We start from the raw sequence: 16,750 nt of genomic DNA, 5'->3' as shown, positions 1-16,750 counted from the left end.
GCCGTTGGGGTTTAGTAGTTTGCCATTATCTTCCTTGTAAATTCCTCTTCTAAGGTGAGTGCTTTGACGACGTACACGCCCGTCTGCGGTACGGTGAAGTCGGCACGCTTGATGGTGCCTCCCGCCATGTCCGTCCGGCTCAGCAGCCTTCCTGATGTGTCATAGACGAGCAGTTCGGCATCGGTCTCCTTGGTGAGTTTCAGCTCGGCACTGAACGCCATACCGGTCACGTCCTTCCTTGTCACAGTGAGGGCAGAATGGGCTTGCCTCTCGATGAAGGAGGTGTTTTCTGCCGACCTTGTCTGTGCCTTGGGCACGCTCGAGCTGCACTCGCTGCCGATCATTACCGCCATGCTGTCCTCGACCGCCTTCTTCGTCTCGTAGGCCACGCCCCTCGAAACGCTCGTCAGGGCGAAGTCTCCGCCGTCGATGCTCAGCCCGTCGATGGTCGAGAGTCCCTTGTTGAAGCCCATGCCGAAGAGCCAGCCGAGACCGGCTTTCTTGGCCGCACGGTGGACGACGATGCCGTTTACCGTATAGCTTACCGTGTCGGGGGTGAAGATGATGCCGAGTGCGTCACCTCCATTCAGGGTGACGGCAGCACCCATGGGCTTACCCTCGACCACGACTTGTGCCGTGGCATTCTTCACGTCGAAGCCGTGGAGGATGTTCTTTCCCAGTCCGAGCGTGGTGCAGAGTCCCGCCCTGTAGTCGGAGGTGAGCGAGGGAATAGTCCATGTGACCTCTCCCTGCTTTCGGCGACCGACCGCATGGGCATACTCAACGCCTCCCGTGCTCTCCGCCATGATGTCGATGCCCGCGTTCTGCTTAATGAGCAGACTGTAGTTTCCCGGGAGCAGGTTCTTCACCGTGTGCGTGCTTGTGGCGAAGATTCCCCGTGAAGCTACGGCACCTTTCTCCATATTCTCCACGGAATCCGCCAGCAAGCTGTATGAAAAACTCGGCAGGCCGACCACCATGCTGATGTCAAGGCTGCCGTCCTTTCGCGGCTTTCCGCCCGTGCAGCTCGCATCGTGCGGTGTTAGCCGTGCCAGTATGCCGTCGAAGCTGGCGAAGGTGAACGTGTCGAATCCGCTGCCATCGGTGTCCATGAAGATGTTGTCGAAGATGAGTTTTTCACGGCTCGCGTCCTTGCGCGAGCATCTGATGATGGTGTTTTCCTGTATATCGGTCTTGTCGCCTGCGTTTCTGTCTATGAGCATGAAGACGTTGCGGTAGTCCGCACCTGCGAACTTGTTGCCTTTGGCGAGGACTCCGTATCCGAGCTCAACCATGTTGCCGCTGTCTCCAAAGCCGTTTCTGCGCAGCTTGGGAATATTTAATGCTGTCTCGCCGCTTGCGATCTCGAAAATCATGCAGGCTGCCTTTGCCGTGCTTTCAACGGGTATGGTTATCTGCAGGTCCTTGCTGCCCCTGCCGTCGATGAGTAAGGTTACGCTGTTTCCTTTCCTGCGTACGATGAAACTCTTTCCGCCCGTATTGCCTGTTAAGACACGATTCCGTATTGTTCCGTCCTCTACGATTCGGATCTCACCCCGTGCGCTGACGTTGAAGCCGTATGCGCACTTCGTGCCCGATGCCTCGGTGAAGCCCACGTTGTAGGCGGGATGGAGTCTCGGGTTGGTGTACTCCATCGTACCGTTTCCCGTGTCGAGCGGGGAACTGACGATGTATGCGCCCTCCTTGGGCTCATTCTGCGACACTGCATCCATAAAACCGTCGGAGGTGACGGTGATGCCGTTCTGCGTCCAGATGTCCTTCCTGTACTCGGTGGAGTCGATGTTCGTCCTGACGAGCCACCTGCGGTTCATGACGTGCCACGGTGTTTTTCCTTCCGTCTCGACGGTGGTCGTGGCGGCATTGTCGTCGCCCCATATCATAAAGCCGCCGTCGGGCATGGGAGAGCCATCCTCGCGTCCCATGACGAGAAGGCGTTGGCTCGTCGGCAGGCCGTATGGGTCTGCGTCTCTGAAGCTGTCGTATGTCTTTTCAGTAGAGTATCTTGGTGCTTCCTCGTAGCTCGTCGTGGAGAGAGGCTGGAAGAGGTCGCCCGCGTCGTCACGCCCGATGCCCGTCACCCTGTGGTGGTAGGCGGCGCTTTCGTCCCTGTCCCATGAAAGGTTGCCAGTCCCCGTATAGTATGAGCCGTTGAGCGTGATGCCGTATCTGATGGCGAGATAGGTCTCCACCTGCCTGCGCTCCAGCGGCGTGAGCGTCCTGCCGTATGCGATGAGCTCGGGCGTGTAGCCATTGAGCGCACCGCCCCCGAACAGGGACTTGTCAAAGGCTGTCGAGAAATTGACGTCTCCGTCCCTGTATGTTCCCGTGGTGATGGTCGCACGTCTGCCTTCTCCCCACACGGAATGCACGGGGGCGTATGCCCTGATGTATGAGACGATGCGGGGACTCGTGGACTTGAATTCCTCTGCGGTCTGCCTCTCGCTCCCCGAATAAAGAAGGTCCTCGCCAGCCGTGCTTCCGTAGTTGAGCGGTTCTATGCCCTGCTGCCCGACCGCCTTGTCCCTGCTCACGAGGCTTCCCGCACCCTTGCGTCCGCTGACGGCATATAGCACCTCATCCTTGTTATAGGCGGTGGTCGTCGGGGCAAACACCCCGATGACGGTCATCTGCGCGAGGTTGGAGTATTTCAGTAGACTCTCCTTCGGCTGATTCCCCTCGGAGAAGTTCAGGGCGGGGTTGAAGTTGAAAGTCCGTATCCATGTGTGCCGCTGCGTGAACTCACCACCGTAGGCTGCGCCCTTGGCATCGTAGAGGTTGGTTCTAACGGAGTCGCCCGAAAAGTCGCGCCAATGATAGTACCCCTGCAAGTCTGTTGTCAGGGGGACGGTCTTCAGCCATGCCTCCGCACCGCTGACCTGACCGGGTGACTGCGCACGGGACTGCACGGGAATGAATAAGGCTGTAACTATTAGAAATGCTGTTTCGTGTAAATGTCGTCCCATAAGTTAATACTGTCTATGTTCTTTTTCAGTCTGATAAGATACCCGCAATAAAAACGGTAAAGAGAGAAAATCCGTAAAATAAAAGTGAGATGGATTGTATCGTGTGTGCGAAAATTGATTAATGCAAAGCCTTTTCGTAGAGTCCTGCATATCTCCCTTGACTGCCGAAAGTGGCGTTCTTTATGTCAAGGGGGCTGAAATTGGTAAAATCAACGTTGTCTTCATAAGCATGAACGTTTAAGTTGTTTTTTCCTAAGTGCAAATATAGGTTATTCTTCTTTAATTTGCAAGGAATTGCACAGAAAAATTTTATTTTAAACACACAAAAGGATAATGAAGACAATAAAAAGGAAGTATTAGACAGCAAATTCACGATGAGATGGGCTTTGGGCATAAAACGGCAATTCAAGTGCGGAAAAATGAAACGGACTGATAAAAAAGTGTGGCTTTCTTTTGTTTTCATCGAAAATAAAGACTACCTTTGCAACGTTAGGTAAGTGGTCTTTGAGACATTGCAGAATAAAGAAAGGGAAAGAAACTCGCTCGTTTCCAAATCGTTCACCTTTTATTATTCTATATTATGTTTTCCTTTTGTAATCAGCCGATTACATTCGCTCCTATTACTTTTATGGGAATGCCCGATACTCTAATATGGGTAATAGGCAACACCCTTGTATGGGGGCGGTATAACTATGTAAGGGTAGTCGATAACTTCAAACAATACTCGCATATTTAGTGCAGACGACAGAATTTTTTATTGCCCTATAGCCCATCCCCCCATATTCCCTTGCAATACTATCTATTCCTAGCAGTTACACCTATCCGTTGTATTACTCTATCTTTAAAGGTATAATAACCAAAAAGTTTGCCGTTCTCATAACGTGCTATTTTTGAAATATTTGTTTTGTCAGTTACGATTCTAAGAGACTCGAAGGGACATCTTATTATCTCCCAGTTTCCTAAGCCATCATTATCATAGATAATAAAGAGCATAGAAGCTCCATACGTGGAACCTTTTACATACATTTCCATAGCATAAACCTTATTATTAGGTTCAAAATAATATGATTTCAAAGAGATTTTCCCCTTTTCAAAATCAATATTGCCCGCTCCTGAAATAGTTCCTATTTCCGAAAAATTTTTACCATAACATCTAATTGTTGAAAACATGACATAATTATTGATAGTATCTTGATAGACATTTAAAAAGGAGGCTTTATTTTCCCCCAAAGGAAATATTTGGACACATTGAAGCGAGTTGTTCTTTAAAATACTATTTGATACCTTTTGAGCATGGATAACGGTTATATTAAATGACATAATGAATAACCATATGTATTTTGAAATATTCATTGTTTCTGACCTTTCTTTTTCGTTTCTTTGTAATTATACATCCTAATATATGAAGTCCTAACTCCATCTACGTATATTTCCTTTAACTTGCTAAAGTCCCATTTAGGAAGGGTAGGATTACCTTTCTTATCTTTTGTCATTGATCTTGGACTATAATATAATAAAGCCGATTTACTAATCCCCCGTTTACTTCCATTAGAGACCTTGATAGCATTAGATAGACTTTTAACCCACGCATTATGATTCAGTTTGTCTAACTCACCTTTATGTTTTCCACTTTGGATTTTAAGCGTCTTACTAGGATTAGTATAGAAAATCCGATTATTATCATTCTTATTTAATGAAGAGAACTGCCATGGTTGTACTATAACACCCTCTATAGTATTTGGAAATTTATCAGACTTAACTCTATTCATAACTATATCCATTCCTGCTAGTTGCTCCGTAGAATTTCCTCCTCTAAATTCGGCATAACCAATTCTAGCTAATTGCCCAATATCATCATTTAAATTAATTTCGGATATTGAAGTCTGTTTACCAAGTTTTCCTTGAAGATAATCATTCATATTAAAATCACCGGTCACAAAATAAGCTTTCCCATTATTTTTATTATCGTAACCTAAATAATTTCCTGATTTTGTGAAATAATCTCCTTCGCCCGTAGGATCAATCATAACTAAAGGATTGGCATGGCAATACAAATAAGAAGAAATATTTTCATAATCCTCCGTTAGTGGATCCACTCCATACCACAGACTCGTCACAGGGTTCATGTACCTTGCACCATAATAATACAAGCCCGTCTCAGAATCCATCTCCTTGCCGTTGAACTTGTATGGCATGTCCTCGCTACTACTATGTTCATCGACAAGTAGCTCACCATATGGCAGGTAAACATCATATTGGGTGATGTTACCCTTGTCATCGGTGATATAAGAAGTTGAGCCAAGATGGTCTGAATGGAAGAAGAAAGTTTCTTCTTTCGTCGTGTCATTGGGGATATAACCATAGCCAGCCTGCGGGGCATCGGGGCTTGTTGGGTCGTTCCAACTTATCGGTCCGCCCAGATTGCTGCCCTGCTCATCGTTATGCTTCGGAGTCTGCACCCAGCCTTCGAGCACAGTGTGGTCGCCAAGGTTGGTGATGACCGTGTTATAGCCCACACCTGTGTTTTCAGGGTCTCCGTAGGCACCTTTCTCGGTAGGTACGCTCGGAGCAACGCCCAACTGCTTGTAGTATTCCTCCTTCTGTGCCTCTATCTGGTTCATGCGCTCGGCATAGTCCTTTTCACCAGCTGTTACATAGCTGCCGCTTCTGCCATAGACATTGTTGAACGATACTTGAGTTCGGGATAAGTTTAGCATGAAAAGAGTTCCAACTGCCTTGTTTTTTCCACATACACTGGCAGTGCCTCTGGCTTGTTCTCAAAGAAGCAGTATGCTGTAAGGGCAGGACACAAGTTCATGATAAGGTTGTGTATTGAGCGGTGTCTTGAGTGAACAAGGTTGGCTTTGTTCTTGAGTAGTTCGTTAATGCACTCGATAATGTATCTTTTCCTCAGCATGATCTTGTCCCACATAGGCATCAGTTTGTTCTTCATCTTAGCCTTGAGCCCATGAATGAGTTGGATACCTTGACTGAACAGGCTCTCAAAGAGTTCCTGCTTGATGTATCCTCTATCAGCAAAGACCTTCCCAAATAAGACCTTTGCAAACACCGTCCATACCCTGCTATCCCTGTCATCCACATTTGCTCCTGTAAGACAGAACGTTATCACTTCACTAGAATCATTGCATAGCAGGTGCAGCTTGAATCCATGGCACCAGCCCATGATACCCTTCCCGTCCTTGGCAAGGCCGGCAAAGACTTTCTTGTAATATCGTCGTACATTGTGACATACGGGTATCATTATGCTATCAACAAACGTTATACCCGTACACTTGCCGAAGGCATAGAGCTTCCTGAACAGCATCATCTTAAAGAACACTCTTGGCATGAGTTCAACGAAGCGGTTATAGGAAACCGCGTCGGGAAAATCCTGACGCATCACCCCTTTGACCCAATTCAAATAATACTCCTTGAAATTGCGATATGCGCCGAAATGATAGCATACCAAAATGGTCATAATCTCACTTTTCGAGAGTCTGCCCTTGCGATTTCGGTAGCGTTTGCCGTCACTGTTATGGGACGGTAGACGCAGGTTTTTCGCTAATTCGGCACTCAAATTCTTATCAAACTCGTCGATTATACAGAAAATTTCAGTAACTTTGTCCTTGGTAATCATCGTTCAAAAATCTTGTAATCTATTGATTTTCACCTATAAAGATACGAATTTTTGACGAGATTACCAACTTTTTCAAGCCTTTTCTTATCCCGAACTCGCGTAACGATCCATTACCGATACAGATGTATGAGCAAAGATAGTCCTGCATATACTTATAACGTACTGTTAATGATTATATTGCACATAGCTCAAAAAATGATAGTGGAGGTAAACCGCCACTATCAAGTTCGGTTTATGATTTTAGTTCTATTTTATTTTAAAGAGTAGCATTTCCCCTTTACCATCCTTATCTTAAATTTTCCTTTACAAGATTCTATAGTAGATATTTTGTCTGATTCGATTTCTACACTAAGACTTAAAGGTTTGTATAGAGTCTTATCCAAGGATGAAATTATCTTTATTGGCTGATTATTGTAAAAGAACAAATAGTACTCTACGGAGCTGTTTCTATTTGAGCATAATTCCATTTCGTACACACCTTTTCTAATTTTACAACCATTCAACTCATAAACCGTTAGACGACGATAATTAACTGATTCTCCATTAATAAATATTAAGCTCTTCTTATATCGGCCAAAGTATTTTGGTAAATACTTTGAATATGGAACACCTTCCACAAATAAGAATGAGTCTTTATACGCATGACCGTTAATTGACACGGTCATTACTAAAGTAGAATCATTCCGCTTATTATATTTTACATTACATGTTTTATCCAATAATATATTATTGGGTATATTATCTTGTGCAAACGTTTCTGCAAAGAACAAGCTAAGAAGAAACACTATTACAAAAAACTTACTATTCATATTGATAAACTTAGTATGTATGTTTGTATGTCTCTATTTTTCCAGCGACTTTTCTTGTCGCATTTAAATTGGCCTTCCAAAACATAGTCCTACCATAAGCAGCCGAAGATGAATATAGTACATACCCTTTATTCGATCCATATGTTGCAGGATGACTTCCTGAATGAAAATTAGAAGAGAAACTCGTATACTTTCCAGCACTATAGGCCTTAATGAGCTTTGCTGGCCACGCGGCCTTAAAATGCATAAAATCTGCAGGACTAATTTCTACACCAGCAGTTTTAGGCTTAGGATGATTAAAACCTCTCGCAGCAAGATCAAAGCCATCCCACCTAATTGCGCCATTAGAGTAATCCTTACCATTAGTTAAGGCATTTATTACAGCCTCCATACTGTATTCGGCATTACCTTCATAATCCGTTTTGTATCCACCATCTCTAAACCCGTAAATACCTTCGGTTTTTAATGTTGCAAGAATGCTCTTTTTCTTATATTTAGATAAATTAGATATGGCACTTGCCAAGGCATACGACTCCTGTTTATTACCTGACGATTCTTGTGCCACTGTATTCGCGTACTGATTTAAGACATCATTAGTAACGGGTAATAAACTTTTATCCGTTGCACTTGTGACAACACCCTTTTTATCTGTTATAACGGAAGTGGCAAGATAAGCTTTATTATTTTTCACTCCATCATTTCCTAGTAACTTTCCACTTTTATTGTAATAATCGCCTTCACCTGTAGGATCTATCAACATAATAGGAGAGCTATGACAATAAATGTAACTACCAATGTTAATGTATTTCTCTGCTAAAGGATCCACACCATACCAAATACTTGCCATAGGATTCATGTATCTTGCACCATAATAGTACAAGCCAGTTTCCTCATCAAACTGCTTGCCGTTAAACTTGTACGGTAGGTCTTCACTGCTGCTGTGTTCATCAACGAGGAGTTCGCCGTACGGCAGGTAGGCATCATACTGGGTGATGTTACCCTTATCATCTGTGATGTAAGATGTGCTACCGAGGTGGTCACTATGATAGAAGAAGGTTTCCTCTTTCGTTGTGTCGTTGGCAATGTAACCATAACCAGCCTGTGGGTCACCAGGGTTGCTTGGGTCATTCCAGCTTACAGGTGGACCGGGGGTTGTATTTGGTGTGGTGTTGGGGCGTGGAGTCTGAATCCAACCCTGTGGCACATCATGGTTACCGAGTTCGGTGAGGACGGCATTATACCCTACACCCGTATTCTCTGGATCACCATACGCACCCTTCATTGTAGGTACACCAGGGGCAATGCCCTGCTGTTTATAATAAGCCTCTTTCTGCTTCTGTATTTGATTCATGCGTTCAGCATAGTCCTGCTGACCAGCCGTTACATATGAGCCGTTACGCCCATAGACGTTATTGAACAGACCCGTTCCTATCCTTGAAGCAACTCGTTTGTCACCAATGAAGTAATGCTTTGTAAAGCGATTCTTGTTTACAGAGAGGATACTTGCAGGATAAAGTGTGAAGTTGTCCGTCTCGTGGAAGGTAATACCCTGTGGTGCTCCGTTGATATACACACCTTCCATCGTGCCGTAACTCTTCATGATGCGTTCACCAGCAGCATTGTATGTATATCGGCTTGTTTTACCGTTGTCAGAGAGAACCATCAGACGGTTGTCTTCATCCCAATACATCTCACGGGTAGTGTTCGCCGAATCGTTCGTTACCAGTGTTGGATTACCGTTGGAATCGTATGTGTAATGGTCGTTACCAATCTGCGTTGGAGCCGTCGGATGGTTATTGTCCTCATACTTATAAGCAAAGTTATAAGACTTGGCAGTTCTCGTTGAGTCCACCTTCTGAACTTTTGTCAGCGGCTCACTCATCCGTCCGAACGACATCACCATATCATACGATGCACGCTTAGCCTTACCGCTTGCATGAATAAGGCGGTTTAGTTCGTCATATTCATACGTATGCGAACTCCTTCCTCCTAACTTCGCCCTATTGAGTTTTGTAAGCGACGTTGGGTTGGCAGCATTCGTAATACCGAGGATATTATCCACAGCATCATACTGGTACCTGTTCTCCATCACAGTCTGACCGTCCGCTGTAAGGTTCATCACCTGCAGACGTTCACGCTGCTTGTCGTAGGTATAGGTAGTCTCCGTGCCATTACCGAGTTTCGTATAGACCGTACGACCCTCCTTGTCGTAACCTATCCTATCAACAATAACGCTCTGACGTCCCTGTTTATTGCTCGTAAGACGCTCAACCTGTCCAGCAGCATTGTAGTGATAGGTAACTACTTCACCATCAGGATAAGTCATCGACTGCACACGGTTCCAGCTATCATAGGTAGCACCATAGACATAAGTCCTAATATCCGCCACGCTCGCCATGACCGTACGGACGGTCTTTGTCACCTCACCCTGTCGACCGTAGTAATAGGCTTCACCGCCACTCGCATCCTCTACGAGGGCAAGACGACCAGCGCGATTATACTTATCGCCAGCTTTACCATAGGTATAAGTAACACGATTAAAGAGATTTTCTGGATAAAGTACCTCATGGAGTCGCTCGAAGTCGTAGGTGTAAGAGATATAGCCCTTGTCAGATATCGACTTCCTAAGCTCTGCCGTGAGCTTCGTCAGGAGGTTACCCGCCGCATCGTAAGTCATATCCGTCTCACCTGCATCAGGATGATTCACCATCAGTTTGCGACCAAGCAAGTCATAGGCATACTTCGTCTCCCTACCGTTAGGATGCTGAACTGTCATCACCTGACCGACAGGGTCATAGCTGTACTTCACCGTGATATCCTCACCACGGGCATGCTGCACCGTCTCCCGGTTACGTCCCTTGGCATCCGTATAGTTCTCCGCATGTCGTCCCAGTGCATCCGTGACTGTTGTCTGGAGCATTGGTTCACCGTCATGGTTGCCGATACTGTAGGCTGTGCGTGTCACACTGCCATCAGCAAGCGTAACACTCATGGTACGGTCGTGCGCATCATACTCTGTCTTTGCCTGCAAATCACCTGTAGCATGGTTGTAAGTACCAATATTACCATGGCTCTCCGTCATTGGATAATAAGTCGCAATATTACGTCCGAAGGCATCGATAACAGCCCTTCCACTGACGATGGAGACCTTTTGATTGCTGCCACCAGACCACACCACACCTGTCTGCTTTGTCTGGACGGCACGCATCAGCGAGTCGGCAAAGGTGTAGGTATCTATGTTGCCTTCCTTAGAATAATGAATGGTATGTGCCTTACGCTCTGCAGGGAAGTACTCAAAGCGGATAGTAAACGGCTGACCGCTCTCTATCTCATACGGAGCACGGATTGTCTGCTGACGTCCTAAGGCATCGTAAGTATATTCCATCTTCTGCCCGTTAAGGTCGGTCGTTACAGACGGAGCATTCCAAAGACCATCATAAGCCGTACTGGAGCTATAGCCGTATGCATCCTTGACACTTGTCACAAGACTGTGATAGCGGTCGTCATACGTATAAGCATAGAACATACGCTGATGGTTATAGTTCTCCGGCTTCGTCATGCGTGTGATGTTACCATAGCCATCGTAAGTCATGTTATAGACAGAAGGCTTGTCACCATTATGAAGCACGATCTCCGTTATCTCACCGTTACCGTCCACCTTCGTGCTGCGTTCACGATAAGTCTTACCGCCACTGCTGACAGTGATATGGCTCGGAACACTGACAATATACTTGTCGGCTATCTTATGATAGTTGATATCTGCCTCTAAGCTATAGCCCGTTGTAGTCTCCTTATATCCCTGTAGGTTACCATAGTCATCGTAAGTATTGCTGACAGCAACCGAAAGACTGTCTCCACTGGCTTCATCAAAGTTACTCTGAACAAGCGTCTTTAGGGCAGGGAAGACAACAGCATCAGCCGTGTTATGACCAACGGCGAGTGTCTTTAGGTCGTAGTCATAGACAGCTCCCTGCAGTTTCTTTCCATCAGCGGTATAGAGATATTCACTCGTAACAAGTCCATGTGCATAGTAATCCCTGTTCTTGCCATAGGTCTGTACCGAGTAACGATAGAGTCTGTCACCGTTCTCTGTGTCTATCTGATTGGTACGTACCTGCTTGAAACCATAGAAGTCACGCTCACGACGGTCACGATAGCCACCATTATATTCGAAGGTATTCCTGCTTCGTACCGCTCCGTTCTCCTTGTATCCACCTGTCGTCTCAACCGATGACATCACCCAGCGACGTCCCGGCAAGTCGTAACTTGGAGTTGTCTGCTCATAGTTGATATTGATATGTCCGCCGAAAGGAAGCGTCACAGAGCGCAGCATGTTCGTTCTTCCCGTAAGGTTGCGATAAACAATAAGCTGCTTTCCTCCGTCAGATATGATAAGATCAGGTCTTCCATCGCCATCTATATCCCTTAAGGCAGCACTCGTACGGCTAACTCCACTTGACCAAGATTTGGTAACCTTAGCTGTAAACCTTAGTTTTAAAAACAGAATATGTATTGGAATGGAAACAGCAAAATTACCATATTGAGAAACGGACGTTGCCAATGACTCATTGAAACGACCTTGTTGTTCTTCGGAATAAGGAATAAATCCAGAACCCGTATTCAGCATTATGGTGAACTTTTCAGCATTACGAGTTACCATATCAGGTAAACCGTCGCCATTAACATCTATAAAAGATACATTATACTTTGTTGTTGTCTTCGTTCCATTAACACCAAAAGATATATCGGCATTACCGAGAACTTCAATGGATGTACCAAGTCCTGCACCCCATGTGCTATTTTCAGAAGACTCCAATGACGTAACACCGCTATTCTCTTCATTTGTAAAGTCATATCCAAGACCAAACTTCACTTTATCACCAAAGAGCATATCAGGAAGTCCGTCACCATTAAGGTCAGTCCAATCACTTTCTGTATGAGAGGTTCCAGAAGTAAAGTTCCCACTTGCACTCACAGACACACTGGAGATAGCATTACCATTGGATGAATTATGTCCATCACTACCGCCTGATGTTTCATCGTCTTGTGGTTTAGGGTTGATACTGATAGCTAAAGCACTCTTTGACGAAGCCCGTTTTGATAGACTAGCATCTGCTCCTATAGTAGAAGAACTTGCTTTAAATTTTGGTCGATTGACATTTAACTTCATGCGACCTTTCCCAAGTGTACCAGTTGCATTGGTATATTGAGTAACAATATTGCCATCTACCTCCTCTAACCAATCAGGATAACCATTACCATTGATATCCATTAGAGCCACCTTGCTATAAGAAGTCTGTGTACTCTTACTGCCACTGAGTCCTGCATAAGAGACTCCACCGCTTACACCATAGCCATTACTCTTTGACTCACTCATAAGTACAGGTGCAGACAATTCGCCCGCATTTTTAGCATAATGAACACTGTCAATTATAATAGCATCCTCGCCGATACGAGAACTACAGATTGTATCTAAAGAGACAAAGACATGCTCAGATCCACCAACATACATCCTCTTATTTGCATCATATCCCATAACAAAGAAGCGCTGTTCGTTGACAGGAGTAAGACTCTCTGCAAGTCTGTTCCCATCGTGGGTAGAATGATAATGCTCGGCTATATCCTTATATTTATCCCTGTCAATGGTCAGTGCTGATACTTCTATTGGCTGGGTGGCATAGGCCTTATTGCCATTATAGGCGAATTGTCCCCATCCTCGGTAGAGCCTTCCATAATCAACAGAGTTATACCCAGAGAATACACAAGCCTCTAACGTATCCACAAGAACACGCTGTTCAGCAATAACAACTGTGGATGTGGCACTTTGGTAAGAAAGGCTATCACGTAAGAAACTAACTTTAGCATAAGTAGATTTAGCTAATTCATTACTTATTGCAAAAGTAGCAGTCACCTTACCTGTATTTAATCGTTTAATAAGTGTTGTGTCTGTAACTACAATAGTATCTACCTTGAGCGTATTGGAAGTATTCAGACGACAAGTGTGATGCAATACGGGGAGTCCGTTTTGATCATGTAAAGTAAGGTAAACAGTAGTAGTATCTGTGTCATTCTTTTTATCTTCACGTACAACGGAGAGTGTTGGAACAATGAAAAGTTTAGGACGGTATTTCCTATTTAATACGGTAACACCCTGTTTCAACACTTTGCTCTCTGCTATACTAACAGGCTTGTTGAACATCCTACGAGATGCTACAAAACGTACACTTTCTTGGTCATCTTCATAATTATAGCTACCCGCCCATTGTACTTTTGTCCAATCAACTGGGGATGTGGTTGTAATTTCAAAGAAGAATGAAACAGAATCTTTCTCATTAATGTTACCAGTATAATCGTAGGAGCCATTGACTACACTATCAGCTGAAAGTTTAAGTCGTTTTACAATCGTTTCACCATGATGATCCAATCGTGTGACGATAAGTGTAACATCATCAGAAGTCTTCCCCTTCATATAAGGAGCGTGAAGCGTAACCTTACCAGTACGATTAAAAAACGCAATATTGTTTTCACCCTCTATATAATCAGCCTTGCTATTATATGTTTTTAAGTCTTCTGACAGATACCGATCCTTGCCAACAGGTAAAGAGACATAAGTAATTATAGGATTCCAAAGAACCTTATCATCCTCACCATCATATCGGGACTGAAGACGAAAGAATATTCTGTCTCCTGCTTTTACATCACAATTAAGATTGTTGGTTTTGCTACCAGCTTGTAATAAAGAGTCGCGGACCATAAAACCATCACTCTCATGTTGAATGCTGTAGATGATACCATCACCTTGATTGCTAAGTTTTTTTATAGTACTTTGTATGTTGACCTTGCCAGCAAAAGGTGCGCACCACATCCGGACGGCATCATTCAGGGGATATTCCTTTTCCAGGGAGTCACGGATAACCTTATAGTCTGGAATAAAATGCTTATCAATAGGTGCTCCTTCACCAATAATAGGATTGGCTGTCACATTACTTGCAGGACTAAATACAGGTTTACCATCTACAATATGATTGAAATAGACCTGACCATTGATAGCTATGTCTGTAAGTCCATCACTGTTGAAATCATAAAGATAGGTGGTTGTCTTGTCTTGTTCTTTTGAATGTGTATAAGAAATTCCAGCAGAGGCTTTAAGTTTACTTGAAATACCAACTTCAACAGCTGCATCAGCATTAAAAGAGTGAGTGGTACTATTTCCATCAGAGAAAGAGTTTACCCCTGATACCAATATAGTTTTTCCAAAGAGTAAATTCTTTCCATCTGCGCTCATGTTCTTACGATAGAAAAGTTGGTTACCTCGTTTGAAGAGTTTATCGGGTAGTCCGTCACCATCAATATCAACAAAAGCAACTTTACCAGAATTTGAACTCTTACTATTAGAGAAAGATGGACCAACATTTACTGTTCCAGCAGCGAAGCCAATACCTACCATTGTTCCCCAACCCGTAGTGTGGCTTTTTGAAGCTCCACCACCAAGAAGACTTAGATTGTCATCACACCCACGAACCGAATGGCTGAGGAATGCCTCGTAATCTTCTCCTTCGGCCTTCCATAATTCTGCCTTAGAAGAGAAAAGTCCATTTTTGAGGTCATTGTAATAGTCAAAAGATTGTGTAGCAACCTTACCATCCCTACTATCGTTCTGATCAATGCTCTTTAGCAGTATCTTGCCAAACGGTCCTTCTTCATAGTTTAAGGTATAGCTGCGGAGCTGCTGACCATTATTCTTCACTATGACCTTACGGAGTAGCCCTTTGTCCTTTTGCATAATGCCAAGTCTTCCGCTACTCGTCACATCTTTTCGGTCTGTGGCTGTAGAGTCAATATCAAACTCAATGCTATACAATCCTTCCGTCTCCCCGAATCCTGTCCAGGTATAGCGTTCAGGATAAAGGTTATTGCCAGACTTCATGTAATGGAAAGCGGCAAAGTTTCCGTGAACATCGGTAACACGGTCAAGTGCCCATTTGATACGGTTACCTTTGGTATCGGTAAGAGAGGTTGCATCACTGACATGACCACCATGACCACCATAACTATAGACTGTACCATCCTTTCCTGTCACTTCCCAGTAATAGTTCTTCGGGCTGTTACCCTTTCGGATAATCCTACTGAAACCACCTTCAGTCATTGGATAGAACTGCTTATCAGCTTGTCTTGCCAGAGAATCAGTCCTACGATAGAGTCGATCACTGAGCTGCTGTCCCATGAGGAGATAGCTCTCACTTTCGTACTGATCTTCGAAACGTGGTACACCCCATCGGGTCTCTATGTCAATGCTCTGCACCGGAAAACTCCATCCATAGCCTACAAAGCTACTGCCTCCCTCACTGCTGTACTGTAAGCCGGCACTTACACCAATATCATTACGCCCTGCAGGAACTTCGAAAGGATAGGACAGTGTTGCCGTACCATTCTGATTAGCTGATGGAGCTTCAATCTGCTGAATACCTGCTGCTGGGTCAGCAGCCTTCAACTCACTGATGCCTGTAGGGACATAGTTCTGTGTCTCGGGACTCTCAGGAACTTTGATGATACCATTGATAACATCCGTAAAGTGTGAAGTCTCTGCCATTGCCACCTCACGTTTAGTATCAATACCTTTCGACTGGAGCATTGTCCAGCGTTGGTGCAGTTCATCATAATAATAGGTGTGGATATCATCTACAGTATAGCCTTTCGGTATCAACGTGCTGTCATAAGGTACTGCAATACTTGCCAGATGATGGACAAAGTGATTGCCATGAGGTAAGAAACGATAACCTGACACCGTATCGGTTCTTGCCATTAAGGTGTCACAGCCACCTGTAACATTCACCATACCCGTAGGTAAGGTTGGTAGTTCACCCTTTCTAAGTGGAGTAATACTGAGAACTTTACCCTTTGCCATAGCCTCACGTGGAACGGCAAGCTGGGCTCGTCCAACATTGAGCGTATCGCTGTCGGAGTTGGTAAAGAACTTACTGACGGTACGTTTGCCTAAATCTGCAAAAAGTCTTGCAGATTTCCTGTTCAGCTTGTGAGTATCTACACGATTCCTCTTTTGATTTCTTATAACTTCTTTGGAGAATCTCTTCACAGAAGAGTTCTGTATACTATTCTTAACTTGTGTTCGTAAGGAAGTAGCCTTTCGGGAAGTGCTATCTTTTTGTACAGAAGAGACTGTATCACTGGATGTAGAATCACTGATTACAGTTTCTTTAGCAGAACGATTACTTCCACCATTACAGGAGTTTAGTATGATTCCTGCTAGCAACAGGAACGGAAGGAGGAGTGAATGTGTAGAATACTTCATTATTCTTGCT

Annotated in this window: 5 protein-coding genes and 1 pseudogene; all 6 read right to left on the bottom strand. The window is 44.6% G+C overall.

The genetic code is table 11. From position 1 onward, the window contains the following. Nucleotides 1–11: 11 nt before the first annotated feature. A complete protein-coding gene (locus ACZ48L_RS03755) occupies nucleotides 12–2,984 on the bottom strand; it encodes a DUF8202 domain-containing protein (protein ID WP_025792435.1) in 2,973 nt (990 codons plus the stop codon). Nucleotides 2,985–3,779: 795 nt separating this feature from the next. Further along, nucleotides 3,780–4,337 carry a hypothetical protein gene (locus ACZ48L_RS03750; protein WP_025792433.1) on the bottom strand — a complete coding sequence of 186 codons (558 nt, stop codon included), beginning with the start codon at nucleotides 4,335–4,337 and terminating at the stop codon, nucleotides 3,780–3,782. Continuing rightward, nucleotides 4,334–5,671 (bottom strand): annotated as a pseudogene (locus ACZ48L_RS03745) (RHS repeat-associated core domain-containing protein); the annotation flags it as partial. The pseudogene ACZ48L_RS03745 and the gene ACZ48L_RS03750, both read right to left, overlap by 4 nt. Nucleotides 5,672–5,694: 23 nt before the next feature. Beyond that, a complete protein-coding gene (locus tag ACZ48L_RS03740; RefSeq protein ID WP_464722015.1) occupies nucleotides 5,695–6,621 on the bottom strand; it encodes an IS982 family transposase in 927 nt (308 codons plus the stop codon). A 251-nt stretch (nucleotides 6,622–6,872) separates the two neighbouring features. Then, the gene (locus ACZ48L_RS03735) at nucleotides 6,873–7,430 is read right to left on the bottom strand and encodes a hypothetical protein (RefSeq protein WP_025793083.1); all 558 of its coding nucleotides are present in this window, start codon (nucleotides 7,428–7,430) and stop codon (nucleotides 6,873–6,875) included. Nucleotides 7,431–7,440: 10 nt separating this feature from the next. Then, nucleotides 7,441–16,740, bottom strand: a complete 9,300-nt coding sequence (locus tag ACZ48L_RS03730) for a SpvB/TcaC N-terminal domain-containing protein (RefSeq protein WP_464722014.1) — start codon at nucleotides 16,738–16,740, stop codon at nucleotides 7,441–7,443. Between the last annotated feature and the right edge of the window lie 10 nt (nucleotides 16,741–16,750).

It is taken from the genome of Prevotella histicola (assembly GCF_055385135.1).
The sequence above is the reverse complement of the archived record's forward strand: the minus strand, read 5'-3'. Positions and strand labels throughout refer to the sequence as shown.

Bases quoted from the DNA above. Each gene is read 5' to 3' on its own strand.
- ACZ48L_RS03755 (WP_025792435.1), bottom strand. From the start codon at position 2,984: ATGGGACGACATTTACACGAAACAGCATTTCTAATAGTTACAGCCTTA.
- ACZ48L_RS03750 (WP_025792433.1), bottom strand. From the start codon at position 4,337: ATGAATATTTCAAAATACATATGGTTATTCATTATGTCATTTAATATA.
- ACZ48L_RS03740 (WP_464722015.1), bottom strand. From the start codon at position 6,621: ATGATTACCAAGGACAAAGTTACTGAAATTTTCTGTATAATCGACGAG.
- ACZ48L_RS03735 (WP_025793083.1), bottom strand. From the start codon at position 7,430: ATGAATAGTAAGTTTTTTGTAATAGTGTTTCTTCTTAGCTTGTTCTTT.
- ACZ48L_RS03730 (WP_464722014.1), bottom strand. From the start codon at position 16,740: ATGAAGTATTCTACACATTCACTCCTCCTTCCGTTCCTGTTGCTAGCA.